Annotated in this window: 21 protein-coding genes; 10 read left to right on the forward strand and 11 right to left on the reverse strand. The window is 62.1% G+C overall.

Going from position 1 to position 21,824, the window contains the following annotated elements:
• Positions 1 to 88: 88 nt before the first annotated feature.
• On the forward strand, positions 89 to 1,402 hold the full coding sequence (pssA, locus tag M2396_RS03850) for a CDP-diacylglycerol--serine O-phosphatidyltransferase (RefSeq protein WP_259073251.1): 1,314 nt from the start codon (positions 89 to 91) through the stop codon (positions 1,400 to 1,402).
• On the opposite strand, the gene M2396_RS03855 is transcribed toward pssA, so the two are convergent.
• From M2396_RS03855 to M2396_RS03870, 4 genes are all read right to left on the reverse strand, one after another.
• Complete coding sequence (locus tag M2396_RS03855; RefSeq protein ID WP_259073252.1) at positions 1,386 to 2,573, reverse strand: cupin-like domain-containing protein; 1,188 nt, start codon at positions 2,571 to 2,573, stop codon at positions 1,386 to 1,388. The two genes, pssA and M2396_RS03855, sit on opposite strands and share 17 nt — an antisense overlap.
• Positions 2,574 to 2,632: 59 nt before the next feature.
• Complete coding sequence (locus M2396_RS03860; RefSeq protein WP_259073254.1) at positions 2,633 to 3,136, reverse strand: DoxX family protein; 504 nt, start codon at positions 3,134 to 3,136, stop codon at positions 2,633 to 2,635.
• Positions 3,137 to 3,253: 117 nt separating this feature from the next.
• Positions 3,254 to 4,540 (reverse strand): HAMP domain-containing sensor histidine kinase, encoded by a 1,287-nt coding sequence (locus tag M2396_RS03865; RefSeq protein ID WP_259073257.1) that lies wholly within the window; start codon positions 4,538 to 4,540, stop codon positions 3,254 to 3,256.
• Positions 4,537 to 5,277 (reverse strand): response regulator, encoded by a 741-nt coding sequence (locus tag M2396_RS03870; protein WP_101320108.1) that lies wholly within the window; start codon positions 5,275 to 5,277, stop codon positions 4,537 to 4,539. Before M2396_RS03870 ends, M2396_RS03865 begins: the two co-directional genes overlap by 4 nt.
• 210 nt (positions 5,278 to 5,487) lie before the next feature.
• Between M2396_RS03870 and M2396_RS03875 the strand changes: the two genes are divergently transcribed.
• Positions 5,488 to 5,763 carry a DUF2790 domain-containing protein gene (locus tag M2396_RS03875; RefSeq protein WP_259073259.1) on the forward strand — a complete coding sequence of 92 codons (276 nt, stop codon included), beginning with the start codon at positions 5,488 to 5,490 and terminating at the stop codon, positions 5,761 to 5,763.
• A 41-nt stretch (positions 5,764 to 5,804) separates the two neighbouring features.
• On the opposite strand, the gene M2396_RS03880 is transcribed toward M2396_RS03875, so the two are convergent.
• From M2396_RS03880 to M2396_RS03895, 4 genes are all read right to left on the reverse strand, one after another.
• Complete coding sequence (locus tag M2396_RS03880; protein ID WP_150571855.1) at positions 5,805 to 6,653, reverse strand: shikimate dehydrogenase; 849 nt, start codon at positions 6,651 to 6,653, stop codon at positions 5,805 to 5,807.
• Positions 6,650 to 7,099: a type II 3-dehydroquinate dehydratase gene (gene aroQ / locus M2396_RS03885; protein WP_150569023.1), complete on the reverse strand. Its 450-nt coding sequence runs from the start codon at positions 7,097 to 7,099 to the stop codon at positions 6,650 to 6,652. The genes M2396_RS03880 and aroQ overlap by 4 nt, the downstream gene beginning before the upstream one ends.
• 113 nt (positions 7,100 to 7,212) lie before the next feature.
• On the reverse strand, positions 7,213 to 8,172 hold the full coding sequence (locus M2396_RS03890) for a FecR domain-containing protein (RefSeq protein ID WP_101320100.1): 960 nt from the start codon (positions 8,170 to 8,172) through the stop codon (positions 7,213 to 7,215).
• Positions 8,172 to 8,702, reverse strand: coding sequence for a sigma-70 family RNA polymerase sigma factor (locus tag M2396_RS03895; RefSeq protein WP_259073263.1), 531 nt, complete (start codon positions 8,700 to 8,702; stop codon positions 8,172 to 8,174). The genes M2396_RS03890 and M2396_RS03895 overlap by 1 nt, the downstream gene beginning before the upstream one ends.
• 170 nt (positions 8,703 to 8,872) lie before the next feature.
• Between M2396_RS03895 and M2396_RS03900 the strand changes: the two genes are divergently transcribed.
• Positions 8,873 to 11,068, forward strand: coding sequence for an OsmC domain/YcaO domain-containing protein (locus M2396_RS03900; protein WP_259073264.1), 2,196 nt, complete (start codon positions 8,873 to 8,875; stop codon positions 11,066 to 11,068).
• Positions 11,069 to 11,101: 33 nt separating this feature from the next.
• Here the strand turns inward: M2396_RS03900 and M2396_RS03905 are convergent, their stop codons facing one another.
• The gene (locus M2396_RS03905) at positions 11,102 to 11,284 is read right to left on the reverse strand and encodes a DUF1289 domain-containing protein (RefSeq protein ID WP_101320094.1); all 183 of its coding nucleotides are present in this window, start codon (positions 11,282 to 11,284) and stop codon (positions 11,102 to 11,104) included.
• A 148-nt stretch (positions 11,285 to 11,432) separates the two neighbouring features.
• On the opposite strand from M2396_RS03905, the gene M2396_RS03910 reads away from it, so the two are divergent.
• The 4 genes from M2396_RS03910 to M2396_RS03925 all read left to right on the forward strand — a co-directional run bounded on the left by M2396_RS03910 (position 11,433) and on the right by M2396_RS03925 (position 15,829).
• On the forward strand, positions 11,433 to 11,870 hold the full coding sequence (locus M2396_RS03910) for a DUF2231 domain-containing protein (protein WP_101320092.1): 438 nt from the start codon (positions 11,433 to 11,435) through the stop codon (positions 11,868 to 11,870).
• The gene (locus M2396_RS03915) at positions 11,867 to 13,159 is read left to right on the forward strand and encodes a sorbosone dehydrogenase family protein (RefSeq protein ID WP_259073266.1); all 1,293 of its coding nucleotides are present in this window, start codon (positions 11,867 to 11,869) and stop codon (positions 13,157 to 13,159) included. The genes M2396_RS03910 and M2396_RS03915 overlap by 4 nt, the downstream gene beginning before the upstream one ends.
• 185 nt (positions 13,160 to 13,344) lie before the next feature.
• The gene (gene proP / locus M2396_RS03920; protein WP_101320088.1) at positions 13,345 to 14,847 is read left to right on the forward strand and encodes a glycine betaine/L-proline transporter ProP; all 1,503 of its coding nucleotides are present in this window, start codon (positions 13,345 to 13,347) and stop codon (positions 14,845 to 14,847) included.
• Between the two features lie 85 nt (positions 14,848 to 14,932).
• Positions 14,933 to 15,829, forward strand: coding sequence for a PA4780 family RIO1-like protein kinase (locus M2396_RS03925; RefSeq protein ID WP_150571859.1), 897 nt, complete (start codon positions 14,933 to 14,935; stop codon positions 15,827 to 15,829).
• Positions 15,830 to 16,008: 179 nt separating this feature from the next.
• Here M2396_RS03925 and M2396_RS03930 read toward each other — a convergent pair whose 3' ends face one another.
• Positions 16,009 to 16,302: a hypothetical protein gene (locus tag M2396_RS03930; RefSeq protein WP_101320085.1), complete on the reverse strand. Its 294-nt coding sequence runs from the start codon at positions 16,300 to 16,302 to the stop codon at positions 16,009 to 16,011.
• A 153-nt stretch (positions 16,303 to 16,455) separates the two neighbouring features.
• Between M2396_RS03930 and M2396_RS03935 the strand changes: the two genes are divergently transcribed.
• The 3 genes from M2396_RS03935 to M2396_RS03945 are packed head-to-tail and all read left to right on the forward strand — an operon-like array spanning position 16,456 to position 20,640.
• Positions 16,456 to 17,121 (forward strand): ABC transporter ATP-binding protein, encoded by a 666-nt coding sequence (locus M2396_RS03935; RefSeq protein WP_188036144.1) that lies wholly within the window; start codon positions 16,456 to 16,458, stop codon positions 17,119 to 17,121.
• Complete coding sequence (locus tag M2396_RS03940; RefSeq protein ID WP_259073268.1) at positions 17,121 to 19,583, forward strand: ABC transporter permease; 2,463 nt, start codon at positions 17,121 to 17,123, stop codon at positions 19,581 to 19,583. Before M2396_RS03935 ends, M2396_RS03940 begins: the two co-directional genes overlap by 1 nt.
• Complete coding sequence (locus tag M2396_RS03945) at positions 19,573 to 20,640, forward strand: lipocalin-like domain-containing protein (protein WP_259073270.1); 1,068 nt, start codon at positions 19,573 to 19,575, stop codon at positions 20,638 to 20,640. Before M2396_RS03940 ends, M2396_RS03945 begins: the two co-directional genes overlap by 11 nt.
• A 30-nt stretch (positions 20,641 to 20,670) precedes the next feature.
• Here the strand turns inward: M2396_RS03945 and M2396_RS03950 are convergent, their stop codons facing one another.
• On the reverse strand, positions 20,671 to 21,627 hold the full coding sequence (locus M2396_RS03950; RefSeq protein WP_259073272.1) for a ribonuclease Z: 957 nt from the start codon (positions 21,625 to 21,627) through the stop codon (positions 20,671 to 20,673).
• Positions 21,628 to 21,824 lie beyond the last annotated feature (197 nt).

Here is a 21,824-nt window from a genome sequence, read left to right on the forward strand (position 1 = left end):
GTTATTGCTATGATGGGCGCCACGCAATGCACGGGTGAACCTTGCATTTCACTCGAGACCGGAGGTGATCCGCTTGATCCGCACGTCCATGCCTGTTCCCCAGCTTGGTTTTGCCATCGACCCGCAAGCCATCAGCGCTCTGCCTGATGCTGCAGCTTATCGCACGGTGTTGCTCGAACGCATTGCCAGCGCGCAGCGGCGCATCGTCATCGTGGCGCTGTACCTGCAGGAAGACGAAGCCGGTCAAGAGGTGCTGGACGCGCTTTACCAGGCCAAGGCGGCGCGGCCTGAACTGCAGATTGTCATCGTGGTTGACTGGTTCCGCGCGCGTCGTGGCTTGCTTGGCGCTGGCCGCCAGCCCGGCAACGCCGCCTGGTATCAGGCCCAGCGCGAACAGCGCGGTCTGGACGTCGTCATCCATGGCGTACCGGTACAAACCCGTGAGCTGTTTGGCGTGCTGCACCTCAAAGGCAGCGTCATCGATGATTGCGTGATCTACACCGGTGCCAGCCTCAACAACGTTTACCTGCATCGCTTCGATCGGTATCGCCTCGACCGTTATCATCTGTTCGAGTGCCCAAGCCTTGCCGATGCCATGGTCAGCCTGGTCCACGAGGTGCTGGCCAGCGCTGCCACGCCGCGCCTGGACCAGCCCGCGCCGCCGGCCACGCGCACCATGCGCGCTGCTATCCGTCGCTTGCGCGCACGCTTGCGGCGCATGACCTATCCATTGCCGGCTGAACCGGCCAGTCACGGCCTGCGGGTCATCCCGCTGCTCGGCATTGGCCGTGGCAACCCGCTCAACCGTGCGATCTGCGCGTTACTCGCGGCAGCGGACGAGCAGATCGTCATCAGTACGCCCTATTTCAATCCGCCGCGCCTGGTCATGGCCGAGATCGATCGGGCACTGGCGCGTGGTGTGGCGCTGGAAATCATTGTCGGCGACCGTACTGCCAATGATTTTTACGTCGCGCCTGGTGAGCCATTCAGCGCCAGTGGTGTATTGCCGTACCTGTACGAAGACACCCTGCGCGCCTTTGCCAAACGCCGCCAGGCGGCGATCGACGCGGGTCAGTTGACCTTGCGCATCTGGAATGACCCCGGCCACACCTTCCACGCCAAGGGCGTTTGGATCGATCAGCGCTACAGCCTGCTCACCGGCAACAATCTCAACCCGCGCGGCTTCAACCTCGACCTTGAAAACGGGTTGCTCATCGATGACCCGCTGGGCCAGTGGTTGGCGCCGCGCGAGAAAGAGTTGCAAGCGCTCAGGCGCCATGCGCCGGCGCTGCGCTCGGCCAGTGAGCTGGGCGAGCCGGGCGAGCATCCGCAGCAGGTGCGCAAATTCCTCAAACGCTTGCGTTTCAGTCGGCTGGAGCCGCTGATCAAGCGGGTACTGTAGGGCAGGGCGCTGCTTCGACCACCTCAGGCAGTGGCGAGCGTGGCCAGCCGCGGCCTGAATCCACCCAGAAATTCACCGACAACGATGTCGACAGAGACTCGACTTGATGAAACCAGCCTTCGGGCAGGAACAGCAAGTCGCCAGCCTGCAGCACAACTTCCAGGAACCGCACCTCGCGGCAACGCGGGAATTGCGCGTAATCGGGCGCTTTGGGATCAACGTCACAGCCTTCCAGGCCCCCGTCTGGCGATGTCGCCCAGCAGCCCAGGGCCTCGCGGTGATGGGGCGCGGCAAGTATGAACGACTTTTCTCCCCAGACCTGAGCGAACAGGTTGTCGCTGTCGTCGCGATGCAGGGGCGTCAGCGTGCCTTTGGGGCCGATCCAGATGCGCGGCGGGATGAATTGCTCGGCTTCGAAATAGCCGGGGTAGCGGATGTGTTCGAGCAGTTGTGCCGGCAGGATGTTATTACCCATGTATGCGGGCGGCTTGCCGTCAGTGCTTGCCGCTATGGGGTTGTCCAGGCTGGAGACAAAATCAGCCATGGACGTCGAGCGGAAGTCGCGCTCGGTGGAGAAGGTTTTCTCGACATAGTCGCCGTGGCGGGTAATGCCTTGCAGGTTGGCGAACAGCTCGAGCGAGGCCTCATGACCATTGCTGAACAACGGCCAGTCGTGCAGCGCGTCGCTGATCACCAGCGGAATGCCGTGCAGCATGTAGTGTTGGCGGAACTCGTCCACGGCCAAGCCGTAGCGTGGCCGCCGCTCGATTCGAGTTAACGGCGGCTGCGCTGCAGACAGCGCATCGCTGGGTCGGGCGCTTGGCGGATAGCGGCGATTGGCTTCGACCGCAGGCGCCTGGTTACCGCGCAGCGCCATGTCGATCGCCTGCGGCAGCAGAGTAGCCAGGCCCAGGTTGCCGTCGATGATCAGGCGGCCGCTGGCGAACAGTTCTTCGACATTGGCCTGCCCGGCCATGATCGCCATGAAATCTGCGCTGGCAACGGCAATGCTGACATCTGCCGAGCCGTGCTGGCCGCTGCCGCTTTCGGCACGGCCGCCGGCCTCGTACCAGTACGCAGTATGGCCATCGAAGACGAACTGAAACACGCCCTTGAGGCCAACGCTGGCGGCGTTGGCGAACAAATTGCCCAGAATGCTCTGCAGGTCCACGGCTTACTCGCTTGGTTGGCTCATTTGTACAAATGACGAGGGCCGTGGGCGGAAATTTATCACGCGGTATTGGTGGTAATCGGGCGTCGCTGCCAGAGCCAATGATCCAGGCTCAATCGGCCGGCGCCCCTCAGCAGCAGGGCCAGCAAGACCACTAGGTAAATCAGCGGTAGTTTGAAGTTGCCATAGCCTTGGTCGGTAATCGCATAACCTTTGGCCAGCTCGGCCAGGCTCGACCAGTCGGCAGGCCAGTGAACTGCGGCAATGGCTACCACGGTCAGGATAATCAGTGTCGCCGAGGCCAGCCGGGTGCCCAGACCCAGCAACAGCAGCAGCGGAGCGACCAGCTCGACCCACATCGACAGCTGCCAATTGAATTGTGCAGGCACCAGGTTGAAAGGGAACGGGAAACTCGCTTGCAGGTCGCCAAACCAGTTGCCGCCGTTGAATTTTTCCCAGCCTGATTCAAAAAACTCCCAGGCCAGGAACAAGCGCAGCGGTATGTCGGCAGTCCAGCTTGCGAAATTGTCGAAACTGCTGAAGGCGCGGTTCATAGCGTTCATGGTCAGACTCCGCTGCATGAAGAGGGGGAGAGCAGAGTCTGCAACGCTGAGGTATCGGCAATGTGTCGACCAAACAGCGTTGTGTATCGCTGTGTATTGCAAGCCCCGGCTATGCCTTCAAGGCACCTCGATTTGGGCGCAGAGTCCGCCGCCCGAGCGGTTGCTCAACGTCAGCCTGGCGCCCATCGCAAGCGTCAGTTGCTGGGCAATCGCCAATCCCAGGCCGGTGCCACCGGTCTGACGATTGCGTGAGCCTTCAACCCGGTAAAACGGCTTGAGTACCTCGTCGAGCTCTTCCTGAGGTATGCCCGGGCCGTCATCGAGCACGCGGATGATCGTCAGGTCGTTATGCCGGGATACATCCAGCTGCGCAGCCCCGGCAAACTTCAGCGCATTATCGAGCAGGTTGACCAGCACCCGGCGCAAGGCATGCGGCCGGGTCTGCACGGTACCGCCGGTATGGCCCAGCCGCTCGACCTGGGCTCCGCTGTCCTGGTAATCGAAGACGATACTGTCGATGAAGGCGTCAACATCAACGCGGCACGGCGCTTCGGTGCCGCCGTCCATGCTGCGGGCATAGGCCACGCCCTCGCGAACCAGATGCTCCATGGCGCTCAGGTCGCTCGATAATTTGTCCTTTTCCTGCCCATCATCCATCACTTCCACGCGCAGTTTCATGCGGGTAATGGGCGTCTGCAAATCATGGGAAATCGCCGCGAGGATTTGCATGCGCTCTTTCAGGTAGGCAGCGATACGTGCTTGCAGGGCGTTGAAGGCCACTGCCGCATACCTGACCTCACGTGGGCCGCTTTCATCCAGTTGCGGCCCGGGGGCGTTGGGGTCGAGGTTGTCCACCGCCTGCGATAGCCTCGTCAATGGGCCGATCGCCAAGTGCACGGCGAGCCAGGTACAGATCAGCAGCAGCACCAGTTGTATCAGCAGCACAACCGGCAGCCAGCTGGCTACCGGTGCCAGGGCTGGTGTTACATCGATGGTCAGCGGGGCGCCGTCGGCCAGGCGCAGATGGACCTGGAAGTGCGCGTCCTGATCGGGGATCTCCAGGAACGTCAGGTGATGGTCCTTGCCAATTGCCTTGACCACCGACTCGGCCGCCATCGGCGGGTTCTCGCTGGGCATGGCCTGGCCGCTCTGGCCGTTGTCGAGCCGGTAGCGGTAGGTGCTGCGCTCCAGCCGCGGCAGCCAGGCGGCGCGCTCTGCTGCGGGCAGGCGGTCGAGAATTGCCACCGAGGTGGCTACATCCTGTTCGAGATTGGTGAGCATCATCGAGCGGCTGCTGACAAAGCGCTCATAGGCCTGCAGGCTGAACGACAGCCCGTAGGCCAGCACCAGCCCGCTGAAGAAGATCAAGGCCAGCCGCGAAGCCAGCGTGTGCGGCCATTTCATAGTGTTGGCTCGAGCAGTTGAACCGCCAGCGAGAACACGTAACCTTCGCTGCGTACGGTTTTGATGCAGGTCGGCTCACGAGCATCGTCGCCCAGACGCTGACGCAGGCGGCTGACCAGCAGGTCGATCGAGCGATCGAAGATATCCGCCTCACGGCCCTGGGTAAGGTTGAGCAACTGCTCGCGGCTGAGCACCCGCTGCGGGTGGTCGAGGAACACCCGCAGCAGCCGGTACTCGGCGCCGCTCAGGGCCACCAGCGTGCCTTGCTGGTCAAGCAGGTGGCGTGCGCTGGTATCCAGCCGCCACTGGCCGAAGGCCAATAATCGGCTGCTTTCACTGATGGTCAGATTCGGGGGCAGCATCCGGGTGCGGCGCAGCACTGCGTTGATCCGCGCCAGTAGCTCACGGGCGGAAAACGGTTTGGTCAGGTAATCATCGGCGCCCATCTCCAGACCGACAATGCGATCGGTCTCGTCATTGCGCGCGGTAAGCATCAGAACCGGCGTAGTACGCTGGCGACCGGCGCGCAACTCACGGCACAGCAGCAGGCCGTCGTCGCCGGGCATCATGATGTCGAGGACGATCAGATCGACCGTGTTCGATTCCAGAAAGCTGCGCATCTGCCGGCCATCGGCGACAATGCTGGTGCGCAGGCCGTTCTTCTTCAGGTAATTGCCGACCAGCTCGCGGATTTCGCGATCGTCGTCGACGATTAGGATGTGGTCGATGTGATCCATCAGGCAAGTCCGTCTCAGCGAGAATGGACGCAGTGTACCGAGCGCCAAGGCGCTTGCCTGCGCGGCTTTGTATTGCAGTGTATCTCGCAGTGCTGCAGATACACGGGCTCGCAATAACGCCGCTTCGGCGACACAGGGCAGATACCTGTCGGGGGTGAAATGGCACTCAACGGGAAGCGTGGTCTTCCCCACCTAGCCAGGAGCGTTGCCATGAACTTCAAGACTATTGCCCGTGCAGCCTTGTTCGCCGTTGCCAGCAGCGCCACCATCGCTGCGCAAGCCAGCAGCGTATCGATGGAAAGCAGCAGCGCCATGCACTATCGCTATGGCGATCGGCTGGACGTGAAGAAAGTACTGTCGGTAGAAGATGACCGCAGCAATGCGTGCGGGGTAGTCAACTCGCGCATCGAGTATCTCGATTCGCACCGCCAGCGCCAGAGCGTTGAATACCGCAGCTATGCCACCAGTGGCTGCCATGAAAGCTGAGGCAAGCGGGCTGCAACCTCGGCAGCCCGTCGCCCGGCATTTCAATCCATGCTGGCGAAATGCGCCTGCATCCTGCTGGCGTCTGCGACTCTGCCGCTGATCAGCTCGAATGCCTTGACCGCTTGAAACACCGCCATGTTGCCACCGTCGAGGGTGCGGCAGCCGAGCGCACGGGCGTGGCGCAGCAGTGCTGTCTCAAGCGGGAAGTAGATGATCTCGGCCACCCATAGCCGCGCGTGCAGCAGTTCCACTGGCAAGGGTGTGCCTGGCAGCTTGGCCATGCCCACCGGTGTGGTGTTGACCAGGCCATCGGCATCGGCCAGGGTGGCAGCGAGATCACCGCCCAGGGCAGCTCGGCCTGCGCCGAAGCGCTGATTCAGGTTGTCGACCAGGGCTTGCCCGCGCGCAACATCGACTTCGAACAGCACCAGCTGTTCGACTCCTTCAGCGAGCAGGGCATGGGCCACTGCAGCACCGGCGCCACCGGCGCCCATCTGCACCACCAAGCGCTTGCTGACGTCGCCCAGCCCGCGTCGGAAACCCTCGGCGAAGCCCAGGCAATCAGTGTTATGACCAATGCGCTTGCCGTCCTTGAACACCACTGTGTTCACCGCGCCAATGCCACGCGCTTCATCGGACAGCTCATCGAGCAACGGCAGGATCGCCTGCTTGAACGGGAAGGTGATGTTGAGGCCGGTAAAGCCGGTGCGTTGCGCGGCCTCAAGCAGATCGGGCAGGGCGCTGTCTTCCAACCCCAGCTGGTCGGCATCGATCAGCCGATACAGGTAACGCAGCGATTGCGCGTCGCCCTCGTGCTCATGCAGGGCAGGGGTGCGGGATGCCTGGATGCCACGGCCAATCAGGCCGGCCAGAATGCTTGGTTGGCTCATGCTGCTTGCTCCGCGAACATCTGCCCAAAGTGCGCCAGCGCCATGCGATAGCCATGGCTACCCAGGCCGCAGATCACCCCAACGGCAATCGACGAGACGAACGAGATATGCCGGAACGGCTCACGCTTGTGCACATTGGACAGGTGTACTTCGATCACTGGCAGCTCGCTGGCGACCAGCGCATCACGGATGGCCACCGAGGTGTGGGTCCACGCACCAGGGTTGATCACGATGCCGGCGCAACGACCGCGGGCGGCGTGGATCCAGTCGATCAGTTCGCCTTCGTGGTTGGTCTGGCGGAATTCGATATCCAGGCCCAGATCGCGGGCGCTGTCGGCGCAGCTGTTGGCGAGGTCGGCGAGCGTCTCGCGGCCATACTGTTCAGGTTCGCGGGTGCCGAGCAGATTGAGATTGGGGCCGTTGAGCACGAGAATTCGGGGCGTCATGGCAGATCACTTTGTTGTTTTTGATTGCCCCGATATTTGTACTATCTGGTTAATTCGTCAATCGGCTAGCACGTTTGCTGGTTGAAAATGGGCGATTACCGAACCAGGATGCTTTATAGCGCTACCACTGTGACCCAATAGCGTGTGGTTTGTACTACACGCACGGGCAGGGTCGTGCTCAGTGCGCGCAAGGTCTGGTCGCTGTCGTCGATGGCGAAGGCGCCGCTGATGCGCAGCCCTGCGACCGCGGGGTCGCAGCGTAACCAGCCGGGGCGATAGCGGCTCAGTTCAGCCAGAAACGCATCCAGACGCTGATCATTGGCCACCAGCATGCCCTCGCTCCAGGCGTCCTGACCGGCATTGATCGGTTGCACCGCGCCAAGCTGGCTGGCGTTGAAGCGGCACTGGGTGCCTGCATCGAGCACCACTGGCGCAGCGCCGTTTGGGGTGACACGCACCTGATGTTGAAAAACGCTGACCAGCGTGCTCGCGCCGTCGGCCCTGACGGCGAAGCGCGTGCCCAGCGCCTGAATGCTGCCCTGTGCGGTCTGCACCTGCAGCGGCCGACGAGCAGGATCGGCGGCGCTGGTAAGCAGCAGCTCGCCTCTGTGCAGTTGTATTCGGCGTTGAGTTGCGCTGTAGAGCACGTCGACGGCACTGGCGGTGTTCAGTTGCAGGCGCGATCCGTCGGCGAGCATCGTATTGAGCCGCTCGCCGGTGCGTGTGTGGTAGTCAGCCATCCAGCCTGCGCGTTGGCCTTGGCGATAACCTGCGTAGCCAAGCGCGCCGGTACCCATCATCAAGGCGAAACCTTTGAGCACGGCGCGTCTGCTATCCAGCGCGGGCTGATCGGCTAGGCGCAGCGCTCGCCCGGTAACGTTCGTGGGCATGCCATGCAGACGTTGTTGCAGTTGTTCGATCTGAGCCCAGGCCCAGCGATTGTATTCATCGCGGTCGAGCCATGCTTGCCAGCCAGCCTGGTCTGCAACCGAGGCTTCCTCGCATTGCAAAAGCCCAAACCATCCTGCGGCTTGTTCCAGGGCTGCGCGTTGTCGAGCGTGGAGGACGGTCATCAGCGTTCGGCGCCCAGGCTGAACAGCACGCAATGCTGGGTGGCCTTGGCTACATAGCGGGTAACCGTCACCACCGAAACCTGCAATTGCTCTCCAATCAGCTTGTAGCTCATGCCGTCGAGTTGCGAGAGCAAAAACGCCTGGCGCACGTTTGGGCCCAGGCCGGCGAGCATCGCATCCAGTTCGCACAGGCTTTCGAGCAAAATCGCGCGGGTTTCTTCGCTGATGCTGACCGCCTCGGGTTGCTCGGCCAGGGCCTGCAGCCAGGCGCGTTCGAGCCGAGCCCGGCGAAAATGGTCGATCATCAGGCGGCGGGCGATGGTGGCCAGGTAACTCTTGGGTTCGCGCACTGCCTCAAGCTGATTCTGCGCATCCTTGGCACTGAGCACCCGAATGAACACATCCTGCACCAGGTCTGCGGCAAGCTCACGGCAGTCGACGCGGGGGCGCAGCCAGCTCAACAGCCAACGCTGATGTTCCTGGTAAAGGCACTGCACCTGACGGTTCAGCGGGCGATGGCTGGAGGTCATAAAAGGCTCGAAGCGCAATTGGGAGTCATTATCATTTTATGGGCGGCCTTGACGCTAAGCAAGCACGCCAGCGGCTGCAACCTGTACGCCGCGCTGATCGGCAAAGACTTGCGCGGCAAAAATCCGGATAATGGCGGCCATTTCGTTTCGCTTTATCATGGTAATCCCGCATGGAAATCAAGGTTAACTTTCTCGACAACCTCCGACTTGAAGCCAAGTTCGATGATTTCACGGTGGTCGCCGATCAGCCCATTCGCTACAAGGGCGATGGCTCGGCGCCAGGTCCGTTCGACTACTTCCTGGCTTCGTCGGCGTTGTGTGCGGCTTACTTCGTGAAGTTGTATTGCGAAACGCGCAACATCCCCACCGACAACATTCGCCTGTCGCAAAACAATATCGTCGACCCGGAAAACCGCTACAACCAGATCTTCAAGATCCAGGTCGAACTGCCGGCGGATATCTCCGACAAGGACCGCCAGGGCATCCTGCGTTCGATCGACCGTTGCACGGTGAAGAAGGTGGTACAGGCCGGCCCAGAGTTCGTCATCGAACAGGTGGCTAACCTGGATGCTGATGCGCAAGCCTTGTTGATGCTCGACAGCGATCCGCAGGCAAGCACGTACATCGCTGGCAAGGACCTGCCACTGGAGCAGACCATTGCCAACATGTCGGGCATTCTCGCGGGCCTTGGGATGAAGATCGAAATCGCCTCGTGGCGCAATATCGTGCCCAACGTCTGGTCATTGCACGTGCGCGATGCGCATTCGCCCATGTGCTTTACCAACGGCAAGGGCGCCACCAAGGAAGGAGCCCTGGCTTCGGCGCTGGGCGAGTTCATCGAACGCCTCAACTGCAACTTCTTCTACAACGATCAGTTCTGGGGCGAAGACATCGCCAACGCCGAGTTCGTGCATTACCCGGACGAGCGCTGGTTCAAACCCGGCAGCAAGGACGCCTTGCCTGCCGAGATCCTCGATGAGTACTGCCTCGAGATCTACAACCCCGACGGCGAACTGCGCGGCTCGCACCTGTACGACACCAACTCGGGCAATGTGAAGCGCGGCATTTGTTCGCTGCCGTTCGTTCGTCAGTCTGACGGTGAAGTGGTGTACTTCCCCTCCAACCTGATCGAAAACCTGTACCTGAGCAACGGCATGAGCGCCGGCAACACTCTGGCCGAGGCGCAGGTGCAGTGCCTGTCAGAGATTTTCGAACGTGCGGTAAAACGGGAAATTCTTGAGGGTGAACTGGCCCTGCCTGATGTTCCTGAGGACGTGCTGGCCAAATACCCGGGCATCCTCGCCGGGATCAAGGGGCTGGAAGAGCAGGGCTTCCCGGTGCTGGTCAAGGATGCCTCGCTGGGCGGCGAATTCCCGGTCATGTGTGTGACCTTGATGAATCCGCGCACCGGCGGCGTGTTCGCCTCGTTCGGCGCGCACCCAAGCCTGGAAGTCGCGCTTGAGCGCAGCCTCACCGAGTTGCTTCAGGGACGCAGCTTCGAAGGTCTCAATGACCTGCCGCAGCCGACGTTCGAGAGTCACGCAGTGACCGAGCCGAACAACTTCGTCGAGCACTTCATCGACTCCAGCGGTGTCGTCTCATGGCGCTTCTTCAGTGCCAAGGCCGACTTCGAATTCGTTGAGTGGGACTTCTCTGGTGAAGGGGAAAACTCCAACGAGGAAGAGGCTGCAACCCTGTTCGGCATCCTCGAATCGCTGGGCAAGGAAGTGTACATGGCCGTGTACGAGCACCTTGGCGCCAAGGCCTGCCGTATCCTGGTGCCGGACTATTCCGAGATCTATCCGGTTGAAGACTTGATCTGGGATAACACCAACAAGGCGCTGCTGTTCCGCGAAGACATCCTCAACCTGCACCGCCTGGACGATCGCAGCCTGAAGGCGCTGGTCAAGCGTCTGGATAACTGCGAAGTGGACGAATACACCGACATCACCACCTTGATCGGTGTGGAGTTCGACGACAACACGGTGTGGGGCCAGTTGACCATTCTGGAATTGAAGCTGCTGATCAAGCTCGCCTTGAAGCGCTTCGACGAAGCCAAGGAACTGGTAGAAGCGTTCCTGCAGTTCAACGACAACACCGTGGAGCGCGGCCTGTTCTATCAGGCGCTCAACGTGGTGCTGGAAGTGGTGCTCGATGATGAACTGGAACTGGCCGACTACGAGGTCAACTTGCGCCGCATGTTCGGTAATGCGCGGATGGATGCGGCCGTTGGCTCGGTCGAGGGCAACGTGCGCTTCCATGGCTTGACGCCGACCAGTATGAAGCTGGAGGGGCTCGATCGGCACCTGCGCTTGGTCGACAGCTACAAGAAGCTGCACGCAGCGCGGGCCAAGTTCGCGGGCTAAGCGGTTACCACGTGGGGCTGCTCTGCAGCCCCCTTATTTTTTGCCTTTCTTGATAGCCTTCAAGCGCGCCTTGGCCTTTTGCACAGCCTCGATGCGCTCGCTCTTCTTCATCTTCTTCCACTTGCGAATATCGTCTTTGCTGCGCCCGCAGCCCAGGCAAACTTCGTCGCGGATCTGGCATTTGGATATGCACGGGTTGTCAGCGTCTTTGCCCAAAACTCTAGTCCTCAGCCGGTGCCGCTCAGCAAACGGGTAGCCGCCAGATTACAGCCCTGTCTGCAATTGCGCTGAACTATCGCTTTGGCCGAGCGATCTTCCATTAGGCCTCCAGGCGCAGTCTGTGCAGGGAGGGACCTCTGGATCGATGAAAGGAGCCACCGTGAACGACTCAACCCTCTATCGCTGCCGGCCAGGAGCGCTGCACGCGACTCTGCTGGCCGGTACCGTGCCGCTGTTTCTCGGCGCCTTGCTCAGTGACATAGCCTATTACCAAAGCTACCAGATTCAGTGGGCAAACTTTGCTGCCTGGCTGATTGCCGGTGGCTTGCTGTTCTGCGGATTGGCATTGCTGTTTGCCCTGGTCAATCTGATCCGCGCCGAGCACAAGGGCGGGCGCCCAGTGGTGTACTTCGTGCTGCTGCTGGCTACCTGGCTGCTGGGCCTGATGAACGCCTTTGAGCATGCCAAGGATGCCTGGGCCGTGATGCCGTCGGGGCTGGTGTTGTCGGTCATCGTCAGTGCGTTGGCGTGCATCGCAACCGGCCTCGGCCTGACCAATCTGCGCTCCGGAGGTGTGCGATGAACCGCGTACATGCACTGACATCCTTGAGCATGGCGCTGCTGCTCAGCGCCTGCGGTGGCGAGGGCGACGCCACGCAAACCTACGGCGCCAACCCGAAACTGCCTGATCAGCAGCGCGGCCTGTTGCCGAGCATGAAAATCGCCGAGCCGACCGCCTGGGGCGATCTCAAGCCAACCGTACCGCAGGGCTTCAACGTCACTGCGATTGCCACTGACCTGAAGATCCCGCGGCAGACGCTGGTGCTGCCCAACGGCGATATTCTGGTAGCGGAAGGGCGCGGCGGCAGTGCGGCCAAACTCAAGCCCAAGGACGTCATCGCCAGCTCTATCAAGGCCAAGGGCAATACCCAGGTCAAGGGCGGTAACCGCCTGACCTTGCTGCGTGACGCTGATGGTGACGGCAAGTACGAAGTGAAAACGGTGTTCGCCGAAGGCCTCAACGCACCCTATGGCCTGGCCTACTTCGAGGGCAGCGTGTACGTGGCCAATCAGGATGCGCTGGTGCGCTTTGACTACGCGGATGGCCAGACCAAGGCCAGTGGCCCGCCCAGTAAGGTCAGCGACCTGCCGGCCGAGATCAACCACCACTGGACCAAGGCGCTGACGATCAGCCCCGACGGGCGCTACCTGTACGTCGGCATCGGCTCCAACAGCAATATCACCGAGCGCGGCATGGAGGTCGAAATAGATCGGGCCATGGTCTGGCAGATCGACGCCCAGACCGGCGCGCATAAGCCGTATGCGACTGGCCTGCGTAACCCGACTGCGCTGAGCATCGAACCCACCAGCGGTGAACTGTGGGCTGTGGTCAACGAGCGCGATGAGCTTGGCCCTGACCTGGTGCCTGACTACCTGACCTCAGTCAAAGCGGGGGGCTTCTACGGCTGGCCCTATAGCTACTGGGGGCAGAACGTCGACCCACGTGCGCAGCCGCAGAACCCCGAGAAAGTCGCTGCGGCGATCAAGCCGGATTACAGCCTTGGCTCCCACGTAGCTGCTCTGGGCGTTGATTTTTCGGTGGCGGCCATGGGCGCGCAGTTTGCCGAGGGCGCGTTCGTCGGCGAGCACGGTAGCTGGAACCGACCGAATCCGGTGGGCTACAAGGTGATCTTCGTGCCGTTCAGCAATGGCAAGCCGGCCGGCGAGCCGATCGACTTTGCCACCGGCTTCCGTGGTGAAGATGGCAAGACCCGCGGTCGCCCGGTGGGTGTGACGGTGGATCCGCGCGGTGCGCTGATCATCGCCGACGACCTCGCCAACACCATTTGGCGGGTAACGCGCAGTCAGTAACGCTGCGCTGAGCACCAATACCAGGCCATCTGCGTGGAGCCTCAGCGCAGATGGCCTGTTTGTTGGCGCGAAAAATGTCGGCGCTCAGTGAATTTTTTCGTAACCCTTTGTATCTGATGCCTTAGAGCCTGGCCATTAAAACAATGGCAACCGGTAATGGACACGTCAGTAACAGAGTGGCAGATATGAAATCACGCAAAAAAAGCGTCAAGCCGATCGGCTTGAAAGACATCACCATTGTTGACGACGCCAAGATGCGCAAGGCGATCACCGCCGCAGCGCTTGGCAACGCCATGGAGTGGTTCGACTTCGGCGTCTATGGCTTTGTCGCCTATGTGCTCGGCAAGGTCTTTTTCCCCGGCGCTGACCCCAGCGTACAGATGATCGCAGCCTTGGGTACGTTCTCGGTGCCGTTCCTGATTCGGCCCCTGGGCGGGCTGTTCTTCGGCGCCCTCGGCGACAAATACGGCAGGCAGAAGGTTCTCGCTGCCACCATTGTGATCATGTCCCTGAGCACCTTCGCCATTGGCTTGATTCCGTCCTATGCCGCGATTGGTATCTGGGCGCCCATCCTGCTACTGCTGTGCAAGATGGCCCAGGGCTTCTCGGTAGGGGGTGAATACACCGGTGCCTCGATCTTCGTCGCCGAGTACGCCCCGGACCGCAAGCGCGGCTTCCTCGGCAGTTGGCTCGACTTCGGCTCGATCGCAGGCTTTGTTGCCGGCGCCGGCCTGGTGGTGTTCATCTCGGCCATGATCGGTGAAGAGAGGTTCCAGGAGTGGGGCTGGCGGGTGCCGTTTCTGCTGGCGCTGCCGCTGGGCATGATCGGCCTGTACCTGCGCCATGCGCTGGAAGAGACCCCCGCCTTCCAGCAGCATGTCGACAAGCTCGAGCAGGGCGATCGCGAAGGCCTGGCTGGCGGTCCGAAGGTGTCGTTCAAGGAGGTAGCTACCAAGCACTGGCGCAGCCTGCTGACCTGCGTAGGCGTAGTCATCGCCACCAACGTCACCTATTACATGCTGCTGACTTACATGCCCAGCTACCTGTCGCACAACCTGCATTACAGCGAGAACCGCGGGGTGCTGATCATCATCGCGATCATGGTGGGCATGCTCTTCGTGCAGCCTCTGATCGGCTTCCTCAGCGATAAATACGGCCGCCGCCCGTTCATCCTGTGCGGCAGCATCGGCTTGTTCGCACTGGCCATCCCGGCCTTCATGCTGATCACCAGCGGTGTGCTCGGGCTGATCTTCGCCGGTTTGCTGATGTTGGCGGTGCTGCTCAACTTCTTCATCGGGGTGATGGCTTCGACGCTGCCGGCGATGTTCCCTACGCACATTCGCTACAGCGCGCTGGCCAGTGCCTTCAATATTTCTGTGCTGATTGCCGGCCTGACCCCGACCATCGCCGCCTGGCTGGTAGAAAGCACCAACAACCTGTACATGCCGGCTTACTACCTGATGGTCATTGCCCTGATCGGTCTGATCACCGGTATCACCATGAAAGAAACTGCCAATCAGCCATTGCGCGGCGCTGCGCCCGCCGCCTCGGACATCGAGGAAGCGCGTGAACTGCTGCAGGAACACCACGACAACATTGAACAAAAAATCGAGGACATTGACGAGCAGATTGCTGAACTTGAGGCCAAACGCACGCATTTGGTACAACAACATCCGCGTATTGATTAGCTCGAAACGAGCAAGTCGGATCAGGCTGTGAGAGGATGGCCGGCAAACCATGTGTCTGGCAGAACAGGACCCTGAATTAAACCTGATGAAGACTCCAAAACGTATTGAGCCGCTGATCGAAGACGGTCTGGTCGACGAGGTGTTGCGGCCCTTGATGAGTGGCAAGGAAGCAGCGGTGTATGTGGTGCGCTGCGGTAACCAGGTGCGTTGTGCCAAGGTCTACAAGGAGGCCAACAAACGTAGCTTCCGCCAGGCGGCCGAGTACCAGGAAGGGCGCACGGTGCGCAACAGCCGCCAGGCGCGGGCCATGGCCAAGGGTTCCAAGTACGGTCGCAAGGAAGCCGAAGATGCCTGGCAGAACGCCGAGGTGGCCGCCTTGTTCCGCCTCGCGCATGCCGGCGTGCGAGTGCCCAAGCCCTACGACTTCCAGGACGGCGTGCTGTTGATGGAGCTGGTGGTCGATGCCGACGGCAACGCCGCGCCACGCCTCAACGACGTTCACCTGGAGCCGGATCAGGCGCGTGAATACCACGCGTTCGTGATCCGCCAGATCGTCTTGATGCTTTGTGCAGGGCTGGTGCACGGTGACTTGTCCGAATTCAACGTCCTGCTCGGCCCGGATGGCCCGGTGATCATCGACTTGCCGCAGGCCGTCGATGCTGCCGCCAACAACCATGCTTTCAGCATGCTCGATCGTGACGTGGCGAACATGAGCGGTTACTTCGGGCGCTTTGCTCCCGAGCTCAAGGACACCCGCTACGCCCGCGAGATGTGGTCGCTGTTCGAGGCCGGGGAATTGTTGCCCGATAGCCCGCTGACCGGCGAGTTCGAGGATGACGACCACGACGCCGATGTCGGCGGCGTGCTGCGCGAGATCGAAGCGGCGCGGATGGATGACGAACGTCGCCGTGCCGGTCGTGAAGAAGCCGAGCGTGGCCCGGTCAAGAGCGAGGAGCCGCCACCGCCGCCGTGGCTGCAGTAACCCCTGGCAATAAGATTCGCCTGATTGCTGCCTGCCCACTGGCCGACCATGATTGCGCGATTGTTCAGGTGCAATGCCTGAACAATCGCAATGGTGGCTGCGGGCGGGCGGTCTTACGACCAACCGAGTGAACCAACCTTATAGCTCGAACTAGCGGGCCCGCTCGTAGCCGCCACCCATCACTTGCACTTGGCCATCACCACCTGACAGGTCTTCGGCGTACCGCCTGAACGGCTCGCATAGCGCATGCAGCTGTCCATGGATTTCTTGCGCGCCGCGCTCAACGTGTTGCCCCATGCCAGGCCACCCTCGCCAGCGGTCGGCACTGCCTTGGCGAAGCAGTTCGCGCCTGCTTGGGCATAGCGCGTAGCGCTGGATTTGTTCGAGCATCCCGTCAGCGATGCAAGGCTGCCGATGAGCAGGATCAGCAGCAACCACGATGGGTGGTAGCCAGGTATCGCAGTGCGGGCCATGGAGGTTCCTGTAAGCCTGATGATGTTCGTACCTCAGTTTAGCCCCGATTGCGCCTACCCTTGAAGGGCAGAACGATGCAACCTAATGCTGCAACGCTGCGCCCAAGAGTTAGTGATTAACGCCCGTTGTGCCCTGAGAGGAAGCCCCCACCGATGTTGGTCGTCGAGCAGCTGCGCAAGTCATTCAATACCGCCCAGGGCGTTCTGCCTGTGCTGCAGGGCGTCGACCTGCAACTGGCGCGGGGCAGCAGCCTGGCGCTGATGGGCGAATCCGGTAGTGGCAAAAGCACGTTGCTGCACCTGCTCGCCGGACTTGATCGGGCTGACAGTGGCAGGATACTGATCGAGGATGTACCCCTCGATACGCGGGACGAAACGGCGCTGGCACGCTGGCGGCGCGACAGCATTGGCCTGGTGTTCCAGCAGTACAACTTGATCAGCAGCCTCGACGTTGCCGCCAATCTGGCGTTTCAAGCCCGCTTGGCCGGGCGCCACGATCCTGCCTGGACCGCGCAGCTGGCGGAGCGGCTTGGGTTGACCGAGTTGTTGCAGCGCTACCCCGAGCAGCTGTCGGGCGGCCAGCAGCAACGTGTGGCGATTGGTCGTGCGTTGGCGGGACGGCCGGCGCTGGTGCTGGCCGACGAGCCCACCGGCAGCCTCGATGAAGCAAGCAGTGAAGAAGTCCTGCAACTGATGCTCGAGCTGGTTGCCCAGGCGGGCAGCAGCCTGTTGATGGTGACCCACAGCCGGCAGTTGGCGGCGCGGCTCGAACATCGGTGCTTCCTCAAGGCTGGACGTGTTCAGCCGGAGCCGGATTGATGGCCAGCCTGCTGATCACCTTGCAGGCGCTGCTCAGCCATTGGCGCCGGCACCGCTTGCAGTGCTTCAGTATCTTTACCGGGCTATGGCTGGCAACGGCATTGTGGACCGGCGTGCAGGCGCTCAACAGCCAGGCCCGCAGCGACTATGCCCGTGCCAGTGGTGTGCTTTCGGGCGCCAGCCAGACGCAACTGGTGCCGCGTCAGGGCGAGCATCTAGCGCAAGCGCTGTATGTGCAACTGCGCACTAGTGGCGTGCAGGTGACGCCGGTTCTGGAAGGCCGCCTGCAACTTTCAGGAAGCGCGACTCAGGCAGTGCGCTTGATCGGTATTGAACCGCTGAGCCTGCCAGCGAAGATGGCCGTGGCCGGGGTACAGGCGCAAGCGTTCGAGCTTGCGGCCTTCATCGACAGCCCTGGGCAAGCCTGGATCAGTCCAGACACGCTACGCCAGTTGAACCTGCAACCGGGTGAGCGCGCGCGCACCCGCGATGGTCAGCTGATGCCGCCGTTGGTCCTGCAAGCGGAACTGGCGCCTGGGGTGATCGTGGTCGATATCGGCCACGCGCAGGCCCTGCTCGGCGCGCCAGGACAACTGTCGCGTCTGCTGCTCGAAAAACAACCCACCGCGCTGCCTGCCGACATCGCCGCCCAGCTTATGCTGCAAACCGGTGGCGACGACGGTGATCTGCAGCGCCTGACCGACAGCTTTCACCTCAACCTGACTGCGCTGGGCTTGCTGGCATTCGTGGTCGGCCTGTTCATTGCCCATGCGGCCATTGGCCTGGCGCTGGAGCAACGGCGCGGCTTGATCAGAACCTTGCGTGCCTGCGGTGTCAGCTTGCGGGTGCTGTTGACCGGGCTGGCGCTGGAGCTGGGTGCGTTCGCGTTGCTCGGCGGCCTCGCCGGGGTAGTCAGTGGTTATCTGCTGGCCAGCCTGTTGTTGCCTGACTTCGCGGCCAGCGTGCGCGGCTTGTATGGAGCGCAGATCGCCGGGCAGCTGAGCCTGTCGCCGCAGTGGTGGTTGGCCGGCGTCGGCGTGAGTCTGCTCGGTGCGTTGTTGGCCGGTGTCAGCAGCGTGCTGCGCGCTGCGCGCCTGCCGCTGCTGGCGCTTGCCCAGCCACAGGCCTGGCGCCTGGCCCAAGGGCCGTGGCTGCGTCGTCAGGCGATGGTCGCCTTGTTGCTTGGTTTGGTAGCGCTGGGGTGCTGGCAGTGGGGCAATAACCTGAGCAGCGCCTTTGTCCTGCTCGCGGCATTGCTGCTGGCAGCGGCGCTATTGCTGCCGGCCTTGCTCGAGCTTGCCCTGGCCGGTTTGGCGCGCTTGTGCCGGCGGCCATTGCCGCAATGGTTCGTCGCCGACAGCCGCCAGCAATTGCCGGCGCTGAGCCTGGCGCTGATGGCCTTGCTGCTGGCGTTGGCCGCCAGCGTCGGTGTGGGCAGCATGACCGAGGGCTTTCGCCGCACCTTTACCGGCTGGCTCGATCAGCGCCTGTCGGCAGACCTGTACCTGACCCCGCGCGACACTGCCCAGGCAGTGCAGATCAGCGACTGGCTGGCACGCCAGCCCGAAGTCACCGCGGTGCTGCCCAACTGGCGCGTCGAGTGGCGGCTGCACCAATGGCCGACGCAGGTCCAGGGCATCGTCGATCACCCGTACTACAACAATCACTGGCCGCTGCTGGAAAAATCCGCCGGTGCCTGGGAGCAGCTTGCGCAGGGGCGCGGGATCATGCTCAGCGAACAGTTGGCCAGGCGCCTGCAGCTGGGTCTTGGCGACGCCTTGCAACTGCCCGAGCCATCAGCCCAAACGATGCCGGTAGTGGGCATCTATGCCGATTATGGCAATCCCAAAGGGCACCTGCTGATCAGCGCCGACTGGTTACGCCAGCACTGGCCGCAGGCGACGTTGAGCAATCTGGGCCTGACCTTGGCTGGCGAGCATTTGCCGGCGCTAAAGCGGGCGCTGGGCCAACAGTTCAGCCTCGATGACAGCCGCATGGTCGAGCAGACCACGCTCAAGCGATGGTCTGCTGCGGTGTTCGAGCGCACCTTTGCCGCTACCGCCGCACTCAACAGCCTGACCCTCGGTATCGCTGGTGTGGCGTTGTTCATCAGCCTGCTGAGCCTCGGCCAGAGCCGCCTGGGCCAGTTGGCGCCGTTGTGGGCGCTGGGGGTCGAACGCCGTCGGTTGATCTGGCTGACACTCGGCCAGACCCTGATGCTGAGCAGTTGCACCGTGTTGCTGGCGATTCCGCTTGGCTTGCTGCTGGCCTGGTGCCTGGTGGCCGTGGTCAACGTGCAGGCGTTTGGTTGGCGTCTGCCGCTCTATGTATTCCCCGGTCAGCTGCTGCAACTGGCAGTACTCGGGGTGCTGACCAGCTTTCTGGCCAGCGTCTGGCCGCTCTGGCAACTGGCGCGCAGGCAACCCAGCGATCTCTTGAGGCAGTTTGCCAATGAACGTTAAACCCTGGCTGACCGCGCTGTGCCTGCTGCTTGCAGGCTGCGATGCGCCTGCACCCGAGCCCAGCAGTTTTGCCGGCTTGGGGCAGGAGGCCGGCGCCTTCCAACAGGTCACGCCGGGCCATGAGCTGCAGTTCCCGCGTGATCATGGCGCCCACGACGGCTTCCGCATCGAGTGGTGGTACGTCACCGCCAACTTGCAGGATGCCCAGGGGCGGCAGTGGGGTGCGCAGTGGACCTTGTTTCGTTCGGCATTGCGCCCTGGCGCAGAAACCGCCGACTGGAACAGCCCCAATCTGTGGATGGGCCACGCGGCGCTGACCGGGCCGGGCGGTCATCAGTCCAGTGAGGTGCTCGCCCGCGGTGGCATTGGCCAGGCTGGGGTTGAGGCGCAGCCATTTCGCGCCTGGATAGATGATTGGTCGCTGCAGGGCGGCAATGGGATTGGCCAGTTGCAGATGAAAGCCGCAGGCGAGGATTTCCGCTTTGATCTGCACTTGGTCAGTGAGCGGCCATTGGTGCTGCACGGGGCCAAGGGCTACAGCGAAAAATCCGGCAAAGGCCAGGCTTCCTATTACTACAGCCAACCGTTCTATCAGGTCAGTGGCGAAGTCGAGCGTGACGGCCAGCACGTGGCCGTTACCGGTCAGGCCTGGCTCGATCGCGAATGGAGCAGCCAACCTCTGGCGGCCGGGCAGTCAGGCTGGGACTGGTTTTCCCTGCACCTGGACAGCGGCGCCAAGGTAATGCTGTTTCAGGTGCGCGAAGCTCACGGCGATGCCTATAAAGCCGGCACCTGGGTCAGCGCCGACGGCAAGACCCAGCCACTCCAGGGGGCGCAGATCGAGCTGCAAGTGCTGGCCTCGAGCAAGCAGGCAAACGGTAAAACCGTACCGACCCGCTGGCGCGTGCGGCTGCCGGAGCAGGGCGTCGATGTCCAGGTCGAAGCGCTGTACAAGCAGGCCTGGATGAACACCCGGTTCCCGTATTGGGAAGGGCCGGTGCGGGTCGAGGGCGGCAGCGGGCAGGGCAGGGGTTACCTGGAAATGACCGGTTACTGATCTTTGTGGAGAAGCGCACTGTCGGCCAACTCACACCGCTGCGAGCAGGCCATCCTTGCCCAGGTGATAACGCTGCAGGTCCCGAGCCAGCGTCAGTTGCCCGCTGTAATGGGCCTGCGCCTCCTGGCGCACATCATCGATGGACGGGCTGCGCTGCGGGTTGTCCTGATAACGGGCGCTGAAGTGAGTCAGCACCAGGTTCGGTACACCTGCAGCCTCGGCAAATTGCGCGACAGCCGCCGCAGTGCTGTGGCCGAAGTTCGATTGCGAGCGTTGCAGCACAGGTTCGGTGAAGGTGGCTTCATGCACTAGCACATCGGCACCTTTGGCAACCTCGGCCAGCAGAGCGGGTGAGTCGTTGTCGCCGCAGACGACGATGCGCCGGGCCGCTCGCGATGCCTTCAGGTAAGTCAGCGTGTCGAGCACACGACCTTCATGTTCGACCTGCCGGCCATGGGCCAGATCACCCCACAGCGGCCCGCGCGGGATGCCGTCGGCTTGCAGGCGGTCGGTGTCCAGGCGCGGCTCCGGGTTGATCTCGGTGAACACAAAGCCATAGCTCGGCACCCGGTGCGACAGCTCTACGGTAGTCACCGCAACCTGCGTGCTGCGCCAGTCCTGCAGCGTTTCTACCGCCAGCAGATGCAGTTCGAAGGGCAGATAGGTCTGGCTCACCGCCAGGCTCAGGCGCAGCCACTCATGCAGTGCCAGCGGCATGATCAGTTCGAGCGGTTCGCTGCGCCCGGACATTCCCGCGCTGGCGAGCAATCCCGGTAGCCCGTAGCAGTGGTCACCGTGGACATGGGTGATGAATATCCCGCGCAGATCACGCATCGACAGTGATGTGTGCAGTAACTGATGCTGGGTGCCTTCGCCGCAATCAACCAGATACCAGCTTTTGCCGGACGCTTCGATGACTGCTGTCGCGCTGACGTTGCGGGCCTTGGTGGGTACCCCAGACGAGGTGCCCAGAAACTGCAGGTCCATTGCAGGATCCTCTTGGGTTCGGAGGGCTATTTTAGCCTTGCGTTGGCTGACTGATGAAGACTCTCAAAGCAGATTTGAGCGTTTTGGCTGTCAGGAAAAGTCTCAGGCCCGTAAGACTTTTCGCTCAATGTAGTAGGGCGCATCCTGTTCGCTTTTGGCGGGGAAAAATACCGGTCAGCAGCTGCTAGTTTTCCTGG

The organism is Pseudomonas sp. BIGb0278, from assembly GCF_024809895.1.
In the GTDB taxonomy this organism is placed as follows: Bacteria; Pseudomonadota; Gammaproteobacteria; order Pseudomonadales; family Pseudomonadaceae; genus Aquipseudomonas; species Aquipseudomonas shirazensis.